This window comes from Actinoplanes sp. NPDC026670, assembly GCF_040638175.1.
Classification (GTDB): Bacteria; Actinomycetota; Actinomycetes; order Mycobacteriales; family Micromonosporaceae; genus Actinoplanes.
On record NZ_JBEZXU010000013.1, the window covers coordinates 16,072 to 34,197 of the forward strand.

At 71.3% G+C, this 18,126-nt stretch carries 18 protein-coding genes; 7 read left to right on the forward strand and 11 right to left on the reverse strand.

Going from position 1 to position 18,126, the window contains the following annotated elements; all coding sequences use genetic code 11:
• The first annotated feature begins 85 nt into the window (after nt 1-85).
• The 3 genes from AB0E94_RS14920 to AB0E94_RS14930 are packed head-to-tail and all read left to right on the forward strand — an operon-like array spanning nt 86 to nt 1,892.
• Nucleotides 86-526: a hypothetical protein gene (locus tag AB0E94_RS14920; protein ID WP_360326396.1), complete on the forward strand. Its 441-nt coding sequence runs from the start codon at nt 86-88 to the stop codon at nt 524-526.
• Nucleotides 527-558: 32 nt separating this feature from the next.
• Nucleotides 559-984, forward strand: a complete 426-nt coding sequence (locus tag AB0E94_RS14925; protein WP_360326397.1) for a hemerythrin domain-containing protein — start codon at nt 559-561, stop codon at nt 982-984.
• Entirely contained in the window at nt 984-1,892 is a 909-nt protein-coding gene (locus tag AB0E94_RS14930; protein ID WP_360326399.1) for a hypothetical protein, read from the forward strand. Before AB0E94_RS14925 ends, AB0E94_RS14930 begins: the two co-directional genes overlap by 1 nt.
• A 15-nt stretch (nt 1,893-1,907) precedes the next feature.
• Here AB0E94_RS14930 and AB0E94_RS14935 read toward each other — a convergent pair whose 3' ends face one another.
• The 4 genes from AB0E94_RS14935 to ispH all read right to left on the reverse strand — a co-directional run bounded on the left by AB0E94_RS14935 (nt 1,908) and on the right by ispH (nt 4,856).
• The gene (locus AB0E94_RS14935) at nt 1,908-2,354 is read right to left on the reverse strand and encodes a VOC family protein (protein ID WP_360326401.1); all 447 of its coding nucleotides are present in this window, start codon (nt 2,352-2,354) and stop codon (nt 1,908-1,910) included.
• 118 nt (nt 2,355-2,472) lie between these two features.
• Nucleotides 2,473-3,108, reverse strand: a complete 636-nt coding sequence (locus AB0E94_RS14940; protein ID WP_360326403.1) for a TetR/AcrR family transcriptional regulator — start codon at nt 3,106-3,108, stop codon at nt 2,473-2,475.
• A gap of 120 nt (nt 3,109-3,228) precedes the next feature.
• A complete protein-coding gene (locus AB0E94_RS14945) occupies nt 3,229-3,846 on the reverse strand; it encodes a VOC family protein (protein ID WP_360326404.1) in 618 nt (205 codons plus the stop codon).
• Nucleotides 3,847-3,869: 23 nt separating this feature from the next.
• Nucleotides 3,870-4,856: a 4-hydroxy-3-methylbut-2-enyl diphosphate reductase gene (gene ispH / locus AB0E94_RS14950; protein WP_360326406.1), complete on the reverse strand. Its 987-nt coding sequence runs from the start codon at nt 4,854-4,856 to the stop codon at nt 3,870-3,872.
• A 119-nt stretch (nt 4,857-4,975) separates the two neighbouring features.
• Here ispH and AB0E94_RS14955 point away from each other — a divergent pair, with 119 nt between their 5' ends.
• The 3 genes from AB0E94_RS14955 to AB0E94_RS14965 are packed head-to-tail and all read left to right on the forward strand — an operon-like array spanning nt 4,976 to nt 8,302.
• Nucleotides 4,976-6,388, forward strand: a complete 1,413-nt coding sequence (locus AB0E94_RS14955) for a family 2B encapsulin nanocompartment shell protein (RefSeq protein ID WP_360326407.1) — start codon at nt 4,976-4,978, stop codon at nt 6,386-6,388.
• Nucleotide 6,389: 1 nt separating this feature from the next.
• Nucleotides 6,390-7,454: a family 2 encapsulin nanocompartment cargo protein terpene cyclase gene (locus AB0E94_RS14960; RefSeq protein ID WP_360326409.1), complete on the forward strand. Its 1,065-nt coding sequence runs from the start codon at nt 6,390-6,392 to the stop codon at nt 7,452-7,454.
• Nucleotides 7,455-7,456: 2 nt separating this feature from the next.
• Nucleotides 7,457-8,302: a geranyl diphosphate 2-C-methyltransferase gene (locus AB0E94_RS14965; protein ID WP_360326410.1), complete on the forward strand. Its 846-nt coding sequence runs from the start codon at nt 7,457-7,459 to the stop codon at nt 8,300-8,302.
• Nucleotides 8,303-8,342: 40 nt separating this feature from the next.
• On the opposite strand, the gene AB0E94_RS14970 is transcribed toward AB0E94_RS14965, so the two are convergent.
• The 3 genes from AB0E94_RS14970 to AB0E94_RS14980 all read right to left on the reverse strand — a co-directional run bounded on the left by AB0E94_RS14970 (nt 8,343) and on the right by AB0E94_RS14980 (nt 11,492).
• Entirely contained in the window at nt 8,343-10,286 is a 1,944-nt protein-coding gene (locus AB0E94_RS14970; protein ID WP_360326411.1) for an ATP-binding protein, read from the reverse strand.
• A 145-nt stretch (nt 10,287-10,431) separates the two neighbouring features.
• Entirely contained in the window at nt 10,432-10,860 is a 429-nt protein-coding gene (locus tag AB0E94_RS14975) for a hotdog domain-containing protein (protein WP_360326413.1), read from the reverse strand.
• Complete coding sequence (locus AB0E94_RS14980) at nt 10,857-11,492, reverse strand: TetR/AcrR family transcriptional regulator (RefSeq protein WP_360326415.1); 636 nt, start codon at nt 11,490-11,492, stop codon at nt 10,857-10,859. Before AB0E94_RS14980 ends, AB0E94_RS14975 begins: the two co-directional genes overlap by 4 nt.
• A gap of 94 nt (nt 11,493-11,586) precedes the next feature.
• Between AB0E94_RS14980 and AB0E94_RS14985 the strand changes: the two genes are divergently transcribed.
• Nucleotides 11,587-12,600 (forward strand): arabinan endo-1,5-alpha-L-arabinosidase, encoded by a 1,014-nt coding sequence (locus AB0E94_RS14985; protein WP_360326416.1) that lies wholly within the window; start codon nt 11,587-11,589, stop codon nt 12,598-12,600.
• 58 nt (nt 12,601-12,658) lie between these two features.
• On the opposite strand, the gene AB0E94_RS14990 is transcribed toward AB0E94_RS14985, so the two are convergent.
• The 4 genes from AB0E94_RS14990 to AB0E94_RS15005 all read right to left on the reverse strand — a co-directional run bounded on the left by AB0E94_RS14990 (nt 12,659) and on the right by AB0E94_RS15005 (nt 18,103).
• Nucleotides 12,659-13,885, reverse strand: coding sequence for an alkaline phosphatase (locus AB0E94_RS14990; protein ID WP_360326418.1), 1,227 nt, complete (start codon nt 13,883-13,885; stop codon nt 12,659-12,661).
• 44 nt (nt 13,886-13,929) lie between these two features.
• Entirely contained in the window at nt 13,930-15,978 is a 2,049-nt protein-coding gene (locus AB0E94_RS14995; RefSeq protein ID WP_360326419.1) for a hypothetical protein, read from the reverse strand.
• Nucleotides 15,979-16,337: 359 nt separating this feature from the next.
• Nucleotides 16,338-17,480: a hypothetical protein gene (locus AB0E94_RS15000; RefSeq protein ID WP_360326420.1), complete on the reverse strand. Its 1,143-nt coding sequence runs from the start codon at nt 17,478-17,480 to the stop codon at nt 16,338-16,340.
• A 95-nt stretch (nt 17,481-17,575) separates the two neighbouring features.
• Complete coding sequence (locus AB0E94_RS15005; RefSeq protein WP_360326421.1) at nt 17,576-18,103, reverse strand: hypothetical protein; 528 nt, start codon at nt 18,101-18,103, stop codon at nt 17,576-17,578.
• Between the last annotated feature and the right edge of the window lie 23 nt (nt 18,104-18,126).

Genomic DNA, 18,126 nt, shown 5'->3' on the forward strand with positions numbered 1-18,126 from the left:
CCGGCGTCGCAGACTACCGGGGCCAGGGTCCCCGCCAGGGTTCCACCCGGGTTCGGCGCACGCCGTTTCCGGCGAGGCTCGTCACATGTCAACGATCCACTTCCACAAGACCATGTCGGTGACGCCGGAACAGTTCGTCGCCGCGATCACCGACTTCGGCCCCGGCCGTTCGGAGATCTTCGGCAACAGCTCGGACGACTTCCTGAAGGTGCACGACCTGGGGCCGACCCACGCCGACGTGACCGAAGGGGGCGGCGGCGTCTGGGAGCGGCTCAGCTACGACTGGTCGGACCCGTACCGGGTGGTGATGCGGACGACCGACTCCAACGTGTGGGGCGGGGCGTCGGGGCACACGTACAACCTGTCCCGGCGGCCGGACGGGACCACCGTCCTGGACGCGGTCGTGGTCCGCGACGGCAAGAACCTCAAGGGCCGGATCGTCGGACTCCTGCTGGGCACGGTGGCCAAGCCGTTCCTCGGCAAGGCGCTCGACCAGACCATCAGAGCGGTCGAGGCCCGAAATTGACTATAGGACTCTCTAGTCAATATGGTGCCGCCATGTCTGAACCACAGTCGGTCGTGGAGACCCGTGTCATCCACGACCTGCACCGCGCCGCCACCACGCTGCTGGCCGACGCCACCCGCCGCCCGGAGGCCGACCCGGCCGCCGTGGACGAGCTGCGGACCTTCGTCATCGCGCACCTCCGCCACCATCACGAATCCGAGGACGACAGGTTGTGGCCGATGATCGAGCGGGTCGCCCCGGGCGCGTCCGCGCCGCTCGCCACACTCACCGGCGAACACCACGAGCTGGACGAGGCGCTCGAGGCGCTGGCCGCGGCGCCGCTCGGCGGCCCGTCGCTGGCCGGCGCCGCGGCGACCGTCCGCGACACCGTGCACCGGCACCTCGAACACGAGGAGCCGGTGCTGTTCCCTGCGTTGCGCGAGCAGGCCGCCGCCACCTTCGCCGCGCTGGGCGCCTGATGCTCTGGTCGGAGACGGCGCAGACGGTGATGGCCGGGGACCTGGTGACCGTGTTCGCCTACGGCACCCCGGCCGGTGGGGTGATCGCGATCCCGGTCTCCCCCACCGGCCTCGCCGACCGGGCGGCTGGGACGATCGGTGTCACCACCTCGCTGGCGTTCAGCCACAAACTGCGGCACATCCTGCGCGACCCGCGGGTCGCGATGGCCTACCACACCCGGGAGCACGGCTTCGGCGCGTCCGCGGGTGACCGGTTCGTGCTGGCCCAAGGGGTCGCCGGCGTCGGGCTGACACCGTCGCCGGCGCGGCTGGCGGCGCTCGCCCCGCAGGTCGCCAGGTTCCTCGGCGACACCCCGGCCGGGCCGTTCTGGAACTGGCTACTGCGTGAGTACCACGAGCAGCGGGTGGTCATCGACATCGCGGTCGAGCGGGTGAGCGAGACACCCGGGCCCGCCGCGGCGCTCCCCGCCCAGGCGCCGCCGGTCCGGGGAGCCGCGCCCCGAACCGATCCGGCGAAACTGTTCCGGCAGGTGACGAAGCTGCCGCACCGGGTTCTCGGCTACCGCGGGGAGGACGGGTTCCCGGTGATCGTGCCGGTACGGGTCACCGGGCACAGCGCCGCCGGGCTGGTGCTCGAGGGGCCGCTGCCGGACGGGGCACGGCGGGCCGCGTTCACCGCGCACTCGTTCGGCCCGCAAGCGATCGGGCTGTCCAACCGGATCTGCACCGGCTGGCTCGACGTGACCGGCGGGGTCGCCGTCTACGCCCCGCACACCGTGGGCGGGTTCACGTCGCCGCCGCTCAAGCGAGTCCAGCTGGCCGTCAACGGGGCGATGGCCAAACACGGCATCCGCAAGGCCCGCCGCGACGGCACCCTTGAAGAGCTGGCCCGGCTGACCGCCGCATAGCCGGGCCGCCCGGTCTCACCGGCCCGGATGGCGTTCGGTCACCTCCTGCAGCAGGAAACCGTTGCCGTCCGGGTCGGTGAACGACGCGAACGAGGCATACGACAGCCGGCCCGGATACAGGCCCGGCTGCCGCCTGCTCTCGTCGGCGTGATGGAACAGCACCGCCTCCGGGTCGTGGAAGATCTCACTCACCGCAACACCGCGGGCGATCAGCTCGGCGCGAGCCGCGACGATGTCCCGGACGATCAGATGTACGTTCTCTGCCGACCCCGGCGCGGCCGTGCCGATCCCGGCGCCCACCACGATGGAACACGCCGAGCCCGGCGGGGTGAAGTGGACCACCCGGAAATCCGGCCCGCCCGCATAGTCCAGGTCCTCCCGGAACCCGATCCGCCGGTAGAACTCCCTGGCCCGCTCCACGTCGGAGACCGGCAGCACGATCAACTCCAGCGAGTACTCCACCGGTTCACCGGCCCAGCACGTCGAAGATTCGCATGGGCCCATGCTCGGCCCGCCACCCACGTGTTCGCCCCAGGCAGACTCCCTGGTCCCGGCGGCCAGGGACCCGTACCCACAGCCGTCAGCCGGGGCCGGGAGCGACGGGGCCGAGGAGGGCGGCGGTGGCAGAGGTGATCAGCCAGTCTCGGGTGCGTTCGAGGGGCCAGCCCCGGTCGAGGGACAGTGACGACCAGGCGGCGTCGCCGAAGTAGAACCAGAGGATGTCCAGGACCTCGTCGCGGGACAGGCCGGGACGCAGGCCGCCCAGTTCGGCGAGACGGTCGGCGACGACGCCGATGGCGGCCTGGTAGAGCTCGAGGATGTTCGCGTGCACGGCCGCCGCCGACGGTTCGGAGCGGGCCTGTGGGAACAATCCGACGATGGTGTCCCAGTGCCGGCGGTGGCTGTGCCAGGTTCCCTCACCGACGATGGCGATGACCCGGGCCGGGTCGTCGACGGCGCTGATGGCGGCGGCGACGTCCCCGGACGCCGGGTCGTCGGTGATGGTGGCGAGCAGGGCGGCCAGGATGTCGGCCTTACCGCCGGTGCTGGCGTAGACGGTGGGCACCGCGACCCGGGCGGCCCGGGCGATCTGCGGGACCGTCGTCCCGGCGTACCCATTGGTCATGAAGAGGTCTTTGGCGCAAGCCAGGATCTCCGCCCGGGTGGCGGCGGCCGCGTCGGCCCGCCGCGGCGAGTGATATCTGCTCGGTCCCACGGCCCGGATTATCCAGCAGGCCGTGGGACCGGGCGGACCTCAGCCTTCCACGGCCGGGACACGCGCGGCCGGCAACCTCAGGTGCCTCTGCGACATGGTTCCCGGGCCGGTGATCCGGACTCAGGCCGTCCCGTCGAGCCCGGCCGCGCGCGCCATGTGGGCGGCGTACCAGGCGGGCCACTGCTCGTCGTGTTTGCCGTCGAGCACGGTGGCCTCGTACTCCCCGTGGGCGATCGCCGCGTCGCGCAGCGCGGCCTCGACCGCGGCGACCGAGTCGTAGACGACGTGGCTGATCCGGCCGGGCCGGCGTTCGGTGATCTCCTGGAGGAAGAACTCGTTGCCGTCCGGGTCGGTGAAGGACAGGAACGAGCCGTACGACTGCCGGTCCGGGTGCGGGCCGTCGACGCGGGCGGTGGTCCCGGCGTGGTGGAAGACCCCGCCGGCGTCGTGGAACACCTCGCTGACCGGCACGCCGTGGGCGGCCAGGTGATCGTGGGCGGCGACGATGTCGTCGACGACCAGGTGGACGCCCTTGGCCGAGCCGGGTTCGGCGTCGGTGACCCCGGCGCCGATGATGATCGACGCGGCCGAGCCGGGCGGGGTGAGGTGCACGACCCGGAACCCGTCCGGGCCGGTGAAATCGACGTCCTCGCGGAAGCCGAGGTTGCGGTAGAAGTCCCGGGACCGGTCCACGTCGGCGACCGGCAGCACCACGACCTCGATCTTGAAGTCCACCATCGTCTGCTCCCTAGCTGGTTCGCTTACCGGAACGACTGTCGCTCGCGGAGCCCCGGAGCCGCCCCAGGGTGAGTCCCTGGCCGGTACCCGGGGGACCCCGGGTCGCGCAGGGCCGGCGGCAGGACGAAGGTGACGTTCTCGTCGGTGACCCGGTGCTCGGTGACGGTGTCCGGGCCGAGCGCGGCGATCACCTCGGCGACCAGGTGCGGCGGCGCCGAGGCGCCTGCGGTCAATCCGACGGTACGGACCCCGTCCACCCACTCGGAGCGGATCTCCCCCGCGTCCTCGATGAGATGCGCGGGCGTGCCGTGCCGGCGGGCGACCTCGACGAGCCGTTGCGAGTTGGAGGAGTTGGCCGAACCGACGACGAGCACGACGTCGCTGGCCGCGGCGATGGCGGCGACCGCCTCCTGCCGGTTGGTGGTGGCGTAGCAGATGTCGCCGGCCGCCGGCCCGGCCAGTCCGGGGAACCGGTCCCGCAGCGTGCCGACGATCGCGGCGGTCTCGCCGGCGGCCAGCGTGGTCTGGGTGAGGTAGGCGACCCGGCGTGGATCGTCGACCTCGACCGTGGCGGCGTCGGCGACGTCACCGACCAGCCGGATCCCGGGGATCTGCCCGAGGGTGCCCTCCACCTCGTCGTGCCCGTCGTGGCCGATCAGCAGGACGGTGTCGCCGCGGGCGGCGAAGCGGCGGGCCTCGGCGTGCACCTTGGCGACGAGCGGGCAGGTGGCGTCGATGACGTGCAGGCCGCGGCGGGCGGCTTCGGCGCGGACGGCGGGCGCGACGCCGTGTGCGGAGAAGACGACGGTGGCGCCGTCCGGGATCTGGTCGAGCTCGTCGACGAAGATCGCGCCGAGGGCTTCCAGGCGGGTCACGACGTGGGCGTTGTGGACGATCTGGCGGCGTACCCAGATCGGTGGACCGTGCACGCGCAGGGCGTTCTCCACCATGTCGACGGCGCGTTCGACTCCGGCGCAGAAGGACCGTGGGGCAGCGAGCAGCACTTCCATGATCACGGAGCTTAGGTCGGATAGTTCGCTCTTCTACAAAAACCGCCAAACATGCTTTGAGCTGGGATAAAACGGGCTAGATGTAAGCCTTATTCCGGATGAAACGGGGCGTTACCACCGTGACCAGTTCAGTGAAGCCGGCCAAGACGCGTGAGGAACAGGACCAGGAGTACCAGCAGAGCCTCAGCACCGTCGCCGCACGGAACCTGACCCACACCACCAAGTCGGTCCCGCAGATGCAGGAGATCACCTCCCGGTGGCTGCTGCGCAAACTGCCCTGGGTCGAGGTCAAGGGCGGCGCCTACCGGGTGAACCGGCGGATGACCTACCGGCTCGGCGACGGCCGGCTGACCTTCATCAACACCGGGGCCTCGGTGCAGGTGGTGCCGTCCGAACTGCGCGAGATCGAGGTGCTCGCCGGGATCGACGACGAGGAGCTGCTGCGCGGGATAGCCGACCGGTTCGTCCAGCAGGAGTACCAGCCCGGACAGGTGATCGTCGAGTTCGGCTCGGTCGCCGACAACCTGTATCTGATCGCGCACGGCAAGGTGGACAAGGTCGGCGTCGGCGCGTACGGCGACCCGCTCAGCCTCGGTGTGCTCGCCGACGGGGAGAAGTTCGGCGAGCAGGTGCTGGTGGCCGACGACCCGATCTGGGCGTACACCGCGAAGGCGATGACCGCGGTGACCATCCTGGCGCTGCCCCGGTCCGCGTTCGCCGAGCTGACCTCGCGCAGCGAGATGTTGCGCGAGCACGTCGAGGGGTTCCGGGACAAGAGCCGCCGCCCGCAGAACAAGCACGGCGAGGCGGCGATCGCGGTCGCGGCCGGCCACTCCGGCGAACCGACGCTGGCCGGCACCTACGTCGACTACGAGACCAACCCCCGCGAGTACGAGCTGAGCGTCGCCCAGACCATCCTGAAGATCCACACCCGGGTCGCCGATCTCTACAACGACCCGATGGACCAGCTGGAGCAGCAGCTGCGGCTGACCGTGGAGGCGCTGCGCGAGCGCCAGGAGTACGAGCTCGTCAACAACCGCGAGTTCGGCCTGCTGCACAACGCCGACCTGCGGCAGCGCATACACACCAGGAGCGGGCCGCCCACCCCCGACGACCTGGACGAGCTGCTGAGCATGCGGCGCAACACGAAGTTCTTCCTGGCCCATCCGCAGGCGATCGCGGCGTTCGGGCGGGAGTGCACGAAGCGGGGCATCTACCCGCCGACCGTGGACATGGACGGGCACACCGTGCCGTCGTGGCGGGGCGTGCCGATCCTGCCGTCCGGCAAGATCCCGATCAGCCACACGCACACCACGTCGATCCTGGCGATGCGGATCGGCGAGTCCAACCAGGGCGTGATCGGCCTGCACCAGACCGGCATCCCGGACGAGTACCAGCCGGGGCTCAACGTGCGGTTCATGGGCATCAACGAGCAGGCCGTCATGTCGTACCTGGTCAGCGCTTATTATTCGGCGGCCGTGCTGGTGCCGGACGCGCTCGGCATCCTCGACCACGTCGAACTCTCGCACTGACATGTCCGTCATCTCAGACCTGCGGTTCGCGCCGCCTGCGGACCTGCGGAAGATCATCCCGCCGCTGGGCATGTCGGCCGCCCGGGCCTTCCTCGGGCCCTTGGCCGAGCCTCCGCGCGATGATCAGCTGTTCTGTCCGGGCGCGATCCGGGACGACCCGGCACTGGGCGATCTGGTCGACGACGGGCTGATCGACTGGGCCGGAAGTGTCGGTATCTATCCGGGCCGCCTCGACAAACTGCGATCCTATGGATTCGGCCGGTTCATGATGCTGGCCCACCCCGCCGTCAGCGACCCCGACCGTCTGCTGATGGCCACGAAATGCCTGGTCGCCGAGTGGGCGGCGGACGACTACTACGTCGACGAGGTGGAGCTCGGGGCCGAGCCGGAGGTGGTCGGGTCACGCCTGGCCCGGCTGATCTCGGTGGTCGACCCGGCCCAGATGGTCCCGAGGTATGCCAGGGACATGGCCGGATACCACCGGCTCCAGCCCATCTCGGAGGCGTTCCGCACCGCCATGGAGCACCTGGCCGTCTACGCCGGCCCGGCTCAGCTGGGCCGGTTCCAGCACCAGATGGCGATCCTCTTCCTGGCCTGGACCCAGGAGGCGGACTGGCACGTCAACCGGCGCACCCCGCCGGTGTGGGAGTACCTGGTCCAGCGGCACCTCAACAGTTACCTGCCGCCGATGATCCTGGTCGACGTGCTGGCCGGCTACGAGCTGTCGCCGCACGAGTTCTACCACCCGGACGTGCGCCGGGCGTACACCCTCGCCGGCAACGCGGCGGTGCTCGTCAACGACCTGCACTCCGGCCCGGCCGAGTCGGAGACCGACTTCAACCTGCCACGGGTCCTCCAGGTCAACGAGGGCCTCGGCCCGAAGGAGGCGATGGCCCGCACCGTCGAGATCCACAACGAGCTGATGCACACCTTCGTCGGGCTGGCCACCCAGCTCAGCGCGGCCGGATCGCCGAACCTGCGGCGGTTCCTCGCGGATGTCTGGGCCTGGACCGGCGGCAGCCGCCGGTGGCACGCCACCACCGGCCGATACAACCAAGGGAGCTGATGATGACCAGCACGATCCTCCGCACCGACTTCGAGAAGTCGGTCGCCGCGTACTGGAACACCAACCAGGACGACCCGGTGAACCTGCGTCTCGGCGAGGTCGACGACCTGTACCACCACCACTACGGGGTCGGTCCCTACGATCCGGCGGTCCTGGACGGCCCGGCCGCCACCCGTGAGCAGCGGATCATCGCCGAGCTGCACCGGCTGGAGAGCGCCCAGGCCGACCTGCTGCTCGACCACCTCGGCCCGATCGCGCCGGAGCACCTGATCCTGGACGGCGGCTCCGGCCGCGGCGGGACCAGCATCATGGCGCACCAGCGGTTCGGCTGCGAGGTCGACGGCGTGTCGATCTCCGAGTACCAGGTCGGTTTCGCCAACGAGCAGGCCGCGCGGCGCGGCATCGCCGACCGGGTCCGCTTCCACTTCCGCAACATGCTGGAGACCCAGCTGCCGGGCAACACCCGGCAGGCGATCTGGACCAACGAGACCACCATGTACGTGGACCTCTTCGACCTCTACGCCGAGTTCGCCCGTCTGCTCAGGTTCGGCGGACGCTACGTGTGCATCACCGGGTGCGCCAACGACGTGACGGGCCTGCGCTCGAAGGCGGTCAGCCGGATCAACGAGCACTACACGTGTGACATCCACCCGCGCAGCCAGTACTTCAAGGCGCTGGCCGCGAACGGTCTCGTCCCGATCAACGTGGTCGACCTGACCGCGGCCACCATCCCGTACTGGGAGCTGCGTGCCAGGTCCGAGGTCGCCACCGGGATCGAGGAGCCGTTCCTGACCGCGTACCGGGAGGGCAGCTTCCACTACCTGCTGATCGCGGCCGACCGGATCTGACCGGCCCGCCGGGCGCGGATTCCGGCCGCGCCCGGCCCGATCACCTGGGCAGGTGGAACTCGACCTCGGTGCCCTGTCCGGGCCGGCTGAAGATCTCGGTGGCGCCGCCCAGGTCGGCGATCCGCCCGCGCATCGACTGGGCCACGCCGAGCCGGCCGGCGGCGGCTGCCTCCGCCAGGCGCTGCGGTTCGAACCCGGCGCCGTCGTCGCGCACGGTCACCCGTACCCCATCCGTCTCGTCCTCCAGCAGGATCCAGGCCCGGGCGCCGGGGCCGGCGTGCCGGCCGACGTTGTCCAGTGCCGCCTGCACCGCTGCCAGCAGTTCGGCCGCCCGGCCGGCGGGCAGGAGCACCGCGCCGGCCGGCGCGGACACCTCGACCCGAGGGGTGGCCAGCGCGGTCAGCGCGGCCCGCAGATCGGTGTCGCCGCGCGGGCCGTCCGGGGTTGCGGCGCCGCTGAGCAGGTTGCGCAGCGCCACCTCCTGTTCGCCGGCCAGCGCGGCGAGCTCGGTGCCGCCCTCGCGCTGGACCAGTGCCAGCACCTGGAGCACCCCGTCGTGGATGGGCCGGGCCAGCCGGTCCCGTTCGGCGGCGGCGGCCTCCTTCCGGATCTGTTCGGCGCGTTTGCGTTCGGCCCAGCGCTCGGTCAGGTGGTGGGCGATGCCGAGGCCGGCGATCGCGGCCGCCGCCACCAGCATCAGCACGGCCGAGGTGGACAGCGAGTCACCGGTTCCCGGAGTGTCCTGCGGTGGCCCGCCGCGCCGCAGCTGGATCACCCGGAGGGCCGGCACCCCGGCCACCGCGAGCACCGCGGCGATCGGCCCGAGCACGGCCGGGACCGCGCCGCGCGGCGCCAGCACGTGAGCGGCCGCCCCGTAGGTCGCCGTCACCGCCGCGACCGCCAGGACGAGCATCACGAACGTGGGTACGGTGCTCTGTTCGGCGGCCAGCCGCTGCGCCGCGCCGCCGGTGCCCGAGTCTGCGATGAACATGACCAGGGCGGCACCGACCGCGAGGGTGCCGGCGGCGGCGACCCGCCACCGGGTGGCCACGGCCGCGATGCCGACCGCCATACCGGCGACGACACCGGCCAGGCGCGCCGGCCCCGCAGGGTCCAGCGCGGTGTAGGCGACGACCAGCGGGTATGCCGCCGCCACCTGCACGGTCGCCGCGGTCAGGGCGCCGGTCAGGCCCCACAGCCCGGTCAGCGTGGCACAGACCGCGACCAGCGCCAGGGTGGCCACGCCGATGATGGCGGCCTTCTCGGTGCCGTACGCCAGGCTGTACCAGCTGATGCCGAGGAGCCGGGCCAGGTACTCGGTGGGGAACAGCGCCAGCGGAAGGACGACGAAGGAGGCGAGCCCCGCCGCGATCACCAGGCGCAGCCGCCGCCAGGACCAGAAGCCGGCCCCGGCCGGTCCCTCGGCGGCCCGGTCGCCGCGCCGCATCGCCCAGACCGCCGGCCCGGTGGCGGCCAGTCCGGCGACGAGCAGGCAGGCCGACCAGAAGACCGGATCAGCGCCGGTCTCATCGGTGATGCGGGCCAGTGCGCGGCCGGCCAGCACTCCCCCGGTGCCGAGCCCGGCCACCGCCGCGCCCAGCGCCACCGCCCGGCCGGTCAGCAGACTCTGCGCGCCGCCGAGAACACCGACGACCAGCAGCGGGAAGGCCGCCGTGAGCAGGTATCGGTAGGGCAGCTCCGACGAGTCGGGCAGCAGCTCCGGCCAGATGATCGCGGTGCTGATCAGGCCACCCGCCACCAGCAGGTACGGCCACCAGCGCAGCAGGCACAGGGCCAGCACGGTGGCCACGGTCGGGACGAGCGGGAGGACGAGGCCGCGCGAGTCGTAATACCCGTCCGGGCCCTGCACGCCGACCATCGGCGAGAACGTGGCGCCCAGCGCGGAGGAGGCGGCCAGCGTGATCAGGAGGCTGCCGCCCAGCGCGCCGAGGGCTGTCCACCATCGCAGTGTCCGCTCGTTCATGACAGTGATCATGACGGATGCGCCGGCCGCGCGATGCCCTGGACCGTTCAGACTCATGCATCGAAGATCGCGGAAGCGGGTGGACGCGCACATGAGTACAGGTACTCATTCCGGGCCCGCTCGCCGACTCAGAAAAGCCAGGCGGTCAGGCGGTCAGGGCGGCGGCCAGGCCGCGGGCATGCTCGGTCCACGGGGCCGGGCGCATGGTGGCCGGGTCGAGGCGGATGTTGACTCGCCGGCCCTCGGCGTAGACCTCGGCGCCGTCCAGAGAGGTCACCCGGAACCGGTAGTCGGCGCTGGTGGTGCCGAGTTTCGCCAGCCAGAAGTGCACGGCGATGTCACCGACCGAGGAGACCGGCCGGTGGAAGGTGATCGAGTACTCCCGGACGGCGTTGAACGCGTCGGGTGAGGTCGGGCGTCCGCCGCTGAACGAGACGCCCCGGTCGGCCCACCACTGGGAGACGGCCCGCTCGACCAGGACCGCGTATCGGGAGTTGTGCAGGATGCCCATGGCGTCCAGGTCGTCGAAGTGCACGGGCGTGTGCTCGACGGCACCGAGGGAGAGCGTGGTCATGTCGGCTCCGGGAGGATCGTGGGGTCGGTGGCGATGGCGCGCAGGTGCTCCAGCAGGGAGCTGCGGGCCCGGCGGCAGGTGGCCGCGGCGCCGAGGACCGGGGACTGCATGACGGCGCAGACCCCGAGCGCCTCGGTCTGGTAGGCGAGCTGACCCGGGTCGACGCCGGCCGGCAGGTCGCCGATCGTGACGGCCTCGGTGGCGAGCCCGGTGAGGAAGGTCATCCAGTCGGTGAGCTCGGCGGCGAGACGGTCGCGGATGACGCCGGGGCGGGCGTTGAACTCGAAGTGGGCGTTGGCGAAGAAGCAGCCACCGGGCAGCACCCCGGCCTCGTAGAAGGCGAGCCGGCTGTCGTGCACGGCCCACAGCCGGCGGACCCCGGGCGGGGCGGTCATGGCCGGCCGGATGACCCGCTCGGTCCACTGGGCGCGGGCCTGGTCGACGACGGCGAGCTGGAGCGCCTCCTTGGACCGCCAGTGCGCGAAGAGGCCGGATTTGCTGACCCCGAGCGCGTCGGCGACCTGGCTGAGCGAGAGCCCGTCCAGCCCGGAGACGGTGGCGAGCAGCAGTGCCTGCTCCAGCACCGCGCCACGGGTGCGTTCGCCCCGGACCAGCCGGCCGTCCTGTGTCATGCCGCGAATCTAACAAAGCGACCGACCGTTCGTAAATATTGAGCCGGTCACACAATGTCTTGACGCCGCCGATGTGATCGTTAACATCTTGGCAATGTCCGTGACTTCGCGGCCTCGTCGCCGCATCGCCCTGGTCGCTGCCCTGGTGGTCGCCGCCCTGGCAGCGGGCATCGTGGTGCTGCGGGCGCGCGACGGGGGTGCGCCCGCAGCCGGTTCCACACCGGTGGTGGCGCCGAGCGCCTATCCGGAGCCGGCGTTCCTGCTCGGCGACGCCGGCGTGCACGACCCGGCGATGGTCCGCAAGCCGGACGGCGGTTATCTGCTGGCGCACACCGGGGACAACCTGCGGCTACGGACGTCGGCCGACCTGAGCACCTTCACCGACGCGGGCGCGGTCTTCCCGGACGGCGCGGCGTGGACGCTTCCGTACACGAAGGGCAGCACGGCTCTGTGGGCGCCGGACATCTCGTTCCACGACGGGCGCTACTACCTGTACTACTCGGCGTCGACGTTCGGCTCGAACCGGTCGGCGATCTTCCTGGCCACCAGCGCCACCGGCGAGTCCGGCAGCTGGACCGACGCCGGCCTGGTGATCGAGAGCGGCGCCGGTTCGGACTTCAACGCGATCGACCCGAACCTGTTCGTCGACGACGAGGGCCACTGGTGGCTGACGTTCGGTTCGTTCTGGACCGGGATCAAGCAGATCGCCCTGGACCCGGCGACCGGCCGCCCGTCGAATCCGGCCCGGACCGCCCTGGCGACCCGCGGCGACACCGCGATCGAAGCGCCCTACCTGGTGAAACACGGCGACTACTACTATCTGTGGGTGTCGTTCGACGCGTGCTGCAAGGGCGCCGCGAGCACCTACCGCACCATGGTCGGCCGTTCGGCCGGCCCGAACGGCCCGTTCATCGACCGGAACGGCACACCGATGACGGCCGGCGGCGGCACCGAGGTCCTGTCCGGTCACGGCGCCGTGCACGGCCCGGGTCACCCGGCGGTCCTCGACGACCTGCTGCTCTACCACTACTACGCCGACAGCGGCTCGTCCCACCTCGGCCTCAACCGGATCGGCTACGACTCCGGCGGCTGGCCGTTCGCGTACTGACTCACCGTACGGTCTCCGCCTGGTCCATCGCGGTGCACCCCGGACGGGACGGCCCGGTTCAGCGGGTCAGAATCGGGGCGAGGACCTCATGGACGTACGTGTTGGGGTGCTTGCCGGTGAACCTGTCGGCGAGTGGGCCGTAGGCGGAGACCGGCACGTCCTGTGCGGTGTGCCCGGTGGTGGTCCACTGCATGGCGAAGCGGAGTCTCGTGCCCTTGACCGGGAAGGACGTGCTCGCCCCGGTCCCGTCGAGCAGGGCCAGCCCGCCGGTCTCGTGGTCGCCGGTGACCACGACCAGGGTGTCCGGGTGGGCGGCGGCGAATGACTGCGCGACCGCGACCGCCTGGTCCAGCCGGCCCATCGCCTGGAGCACCCGCCGCGCGTTGCCGGCGTGCGCGAACTCGTCGACGGCCTCCTCCTCGATCAGCAGGAAGAAGCCGTCGGGATCGGTGGAGAGGGCGCTGAGGGCCTTCTGTGTCATGGTGGCCAGGTCGACCGGCGGGGCGTAGACGTCACCGTTCTGCTGGAACATCTCCTCGTTGGCGAACAGGCCGAGCAGCTTGCCGGGCCCGGCCGCGGCGAGTTCGGCGGCGGTGGAGACGTACTGGTAGCCGCCCTTGCGGGCCTCGGCGATCAGGTCGCCCTCGGTGCCGGCGCTGAATTCGGTGGGGTCGGCGGCGGGCCGATCGGGGTAGGCGCCGGCGGTCCCCTCGGGCAGCCACCAGTCCTCACCGCCGCCGAGGATCACGTCGGGTTTGGACACCTCCAGGTACTGACGGGCGATGTCGTCCTGGGCGTCGCGGTCGACGGCGTTGGCGAAGAACGCGGCCGGGCTGGCATCGGTGACCTGCGCGGTGGTGACCAGACCGGTCGCCTTGCCGGCCTGCTTGGCCTGCGCGCCGAGGGTGGGCAGGGCTTTCCCTCCGCTGTCGACGCTGATCGCTCCGTTGTAGGTGCGCCGGCCGGTGGCCCAGGCGCTGGCGCCGGCGGCCGAGTCGGTGACGATCGACGCCGGGTCGGCCGGGCTGGTGCTGAGCTGCCCCGAGTAGGGGAACCGGTCCATGGTGAGGCTGCCGCCGGGCCCGGCGAGGTAGAGACGGCCGGCTTCGCGATGGGCCGCGCCCATCCCGTCACCGTTGATGAAGATGACGTTGCGAACGGCCTGACCGGCCGCCGCGACGGCCGTCCGGGACGCGACCTGGGCGTCGGCTGACGGTCGCTGCAGCAGATACAGGCCGGTGAGGGCCAGAAGACCAACGATCAGCGGTACGGCCAGTTTGCGCACGAAAAGTAACGGTACGCGAGTTCCCTGTGCGCCCGGTGCGGGCGCTATCGCCGGCCCAGGACCGTGCTGAACAGGGCGGTGCCCGCGGCCGGGCGGTGGGCGCGCAGGAAGCCCGGCAGGGCCGGATCGTCCTCGTCCAGCAGGACGGCCAGGGCGGCGAAGATACGCAGGTCGTCCGGGTCGATCGCGGTGATCGTGCCGCCGAGGTCGAGGAATTCCCGCTGCACACGGTCGCTGACCGGACCGGCCGGCCAGTCGGTGTTGCGCAGCACGATGACGCGCCGTCGCTGCGCCGCGGGGTCGAGGGCGGTCACCGAACGCAGCCGGGCCAGCCGCGCCTGGACGCCCCGCGCGCCGGGTTGAGCGAGCCCGCGGAAATACCAGTGGGCCTCGTCCCCGGTCTCCGGGTCCAGGCTCTCGCACAGCCACGCGTGCGCCGCCGGGTGACCGGGTTCGACAGGCGGGACGGCGAACCGGTCCGCGCCCCGCTCGATCACCCACGCTCGCAACCCGGCCGCCAGCAGCCCCGGCATCACCGTGTCCTCGGTCGCCGGGTCGAGCGCGGCGGCGACGTCGGCTTCAGCGGCGAGCCGGGTGAGGCGTTCACCGAGACGCGCCGGCTGCTCGGGCCCGTCACTCCCCCGTTGCACCTCGAGGTTCGCCGGCACCGCACTCGCCCGCCGGCCACCGGGGTGATCCGCGGGCACGTCCTCCCGGTGCGCGCCGAGATCCGCCAGCGGGATGATCTTGTCGCCGGCCAGGCAGTGACGGACGTGTTCGTCGGCGCGGTCGATCAACTGCCGGGGCGTCCGGCCGGGCGCCCCTTCGAAGGCCTCCGGCCGGATCGGCCAGGTGGGATACGGCGGCTTGAACTCGGCCGCTTCGAAGAGCGGCGCGAACCGGGCAGCGATCAGCCGCTCCGCGACCTCCCGCGACGGCAGCGGGTCAAGGCGGATCTCCGGCCGGAACCGGTCACCGGGGTCACCGCCCCGGATCCGCTGCCAGGAAGCCGGGCGACAGGCGACCACGGTCGCCGTCCGGAAGAGCTTCTCCCGCAGGTCCATCAATCCGTGGGCCAGATCGACGACCACCGCGGGAGTACGGCCGGCGTCGCTCCCGGCCAGATCGACGCCAACCGCGGGGGTACGGCCGGAGCCGCTCCCGGCCACATCGACGCCAACCACGACGGCACGCGCGGAGTCACTCCCGGCCGGATCGACGCCAACCACGACGGCACGGCCGGAGTCACTCCCGGCCGGATCGACGCCAACCACGACGGCACGGCCGGAGCCGCTCCCGGCCGGGTCGGCGGCGGCCGGGGGGACGTGGGCAGCGCCGCTCTGGGCCAGGAGCACGTCGATCCGGTCGAATGCCAGCAGGCTGGGGCCGGTCAGGGCGAGCAGCCGGGAGATCTCCACGGCCACGTCCTGTTCGGATTTGCCGACCCGGGGCAGGCCCCACTGCTCGGCGTCGGCCGGCGCCGGTTCGGCCAGCGACAGCAGCCAGGACTCGCCCAGGTCGGCAACGTCGGTGTCGGTGGCGGCCAGCAGGACCAGGGCCCGCAGGGTGAACCGGCAGTCCCGGCCGGCCTCCGGGTCGGCGGCCCGGACCCCGGTGACGAACGCGTCGAGGGCGGCCGGGGTGAGCGGCGCCTGCCCGCGGATCGGGCGGCGCAGCGTGCTCGGGATCTCGGCGCGCTCGCTGAGCCGTTCCAGGAACATGGCGAGCTGGGTGTGCCGGTAGTAGCCGGAGCGGCGCAGCCCGCGCAGCAGGGTGTGCACGACAGCCGGCCAGAACGCGTGGCCGCCGGTGAGCCCCATCTCGAAGAAGTAGCCCTCACGCTGCTGCACCTGCTCCCGGGCCCAGCGCAGCAGGTGCGTCCGGCCGGCGCCGGGGCCGCCCTCGACGACCACACCCGGTGGGCTTCCGGTGCGCCGGGCCTCGGCCTCCTCGAACGCCTGCGCCACGGCCACCGCGGCCGCGCCGTTCAGGTCGTCGAGGTGCACGTCGAGGTCGGTCCACACGTCCTCGGTGGCCGCCCGGTTCAGGCGCCGCAGCTCGGTCAGCATCAGGCGCTGGTCGGGCTCGATCATCCGCGGCCGATCGTGATCAGGCGCCCGGCCCCGATGAGGTTCGCCACGCGATGGGCGGTGCTGAGGTGAGCAGCCATGAATGCGGTCTCCGAATGATCATTTGGTGCACCGTGCTTCGCTCTGAATCATTACCGGATTCGATGGAATCGCCATCATTCAACGGATGTCCGCTATCCGATTCACACGCACGCCGGTAAGTCCATTGACACTCGGCGAACGATCGGGCGCCCCCGTCGATCGAGGGCGCCCGCGTCGTTTCCCACCGCATCAGCCCGGCGGCCGCGTTTCGATCTTGCGGATCGCCTGCGTCGCGTCGTGGCTCACGGTGCTTCTACTCTGCCGTACCGAATCAATGTCTTTCAGCACCAGGTGAGGGTGGAATTCGTCCGGGTGACGTTGCTGACGGTGTTGTTGCTGCCGGTGCAGGGGTTCCAGCGGATGTTGGTATTGCTGACCGTCAGGTTCTGGAAGCGGATGCCGGAGGACGGCGCGAATTCGGTGCGCGCCGCGATGCGGATCTCGCCGCCGCCGCTGACCGTGCCGGAGACGCCGGCGACGATGACGTTGTAGCAGTTCTCGACCAGGATCGAATTGTTTCCGGTGTTGGCGATGTCGACCCGGTCGATGGTCGCGCCGCCGCTCTCCGAGACGCAGAAGATGCCGCGGCCGCCGCCACGCGCCTTGACCGTGCCGACCTTGATGTTGTTGGGATAGGAGCTGCCGACCCGGCCGTTGCGGTTGGCCATCCGGAACGCCGCGTAACCGGTGCCGGCGCCGGCGTTGTCGGCGTCGACGGTGCCGACCGTCGCGTTGATCGTCTGGTTGAGCAGCAGGCCCGACTCACCGACACTACGGGCGGTGACGGTGCCGATGGTGATGCCGTCCACGCCGTACGTCTCCATCGCGTGTGAGCTGGCGCCCTGCACGTAGACGTTGTCGACCCGGACGTTGCGGGTCCACTGGCTGGTGTCGCCGCGGTTGTCGATGCGCACGCCGAGGCCGGCGCTGAGACGCATGTCGATCTGGCCGAGCCACACGTTCGTCACGTTGCGCATGAAGATGCCGTAGATCGGCGCGCCCGTCACGTTGAGGTACGGGACCTCGATGTTGCTGACACCGCGGGCGTAGACCGGGGCGTAGTCGCCGCTGCCGGAGCCGGTCACGTTGATCGTGCCGCACACCGACAGTGAGGTGTAGCTCGCCAGCGAGATGCGGCTGCCGGCCGACATGGTGCCGTTGCCACGGACGACGACCCGCTGGATCGAGGTGCGCCCGGCGGTGAGACTGCCGATGCCGGCCTGGACCGCGGCCCGGAAATCGGTTCCGGTGTAGACGGCCGAGCCCGCGGCGTTGCGGGCGGTCCAGGTGCTGCCGCTGACGGTGACCTGGGATTGGAAGGTGCCGTCGCCGCAGGCGGCGGCGGACGCTTGCGGGAGGCCGACTGCGGTGCCGGCCACGGTGAGGAGCGCGATGAACGCGATCTTCAGGGAACGGGTTCTCATGGGGATTCCTTCGTTCACATCGGGGCATGTGAGCGCTAACCGGGGATCCCAGGAGTGTCCGCAGCTTTCTTAAGACTGTCAAGTTTATCGATGTCTTACGGCAGATAGACCTGCTCCGCCCGGGCGATCGCGCCGCCCTCGATCTCGAAGCGCAGCAGCATTCCGCCTTCCAGCCGGCCCAGTTCGGCCTTCGTCAACTCGCCCAGGTCGACGACTTTGATCTCGGCGCCCGGGGCGAATTTGACGGTACGCAGCTTCGTGTTGTTGTTGCGGATGTAGTAGCCGACGCACCAGTCGTTCTCGGCCGGTTTCTCGCCGTCGTCGGCGCACGCCTTCACCGCCGCCTTGCCCGCGAAATACTCGACCAGGTCGTAGGTCAGCTCACGGGTGGCCGGCTTGATCTCCTTGATGAACGCGTACTGCGGACCGGAAACGGTCGGACTCGGCGCAACTGTCGTGACGGTCGCGGTGGGCGTCGCCGGCTCGGTGGGTTCGGCCGGCGTGCCCGGCGCCGCCGTGGCCGGCGCGGCGGGCCCGGTGGGCGTGGCGGTGGCCTTGTCGCCCTGGCTGGAGCAGGCGGTGAGCAGGAGAAGGAACGGGACGAGGGCGAGGTGCCGGCGCATGCCGGTAACGTAACGGACCGCGA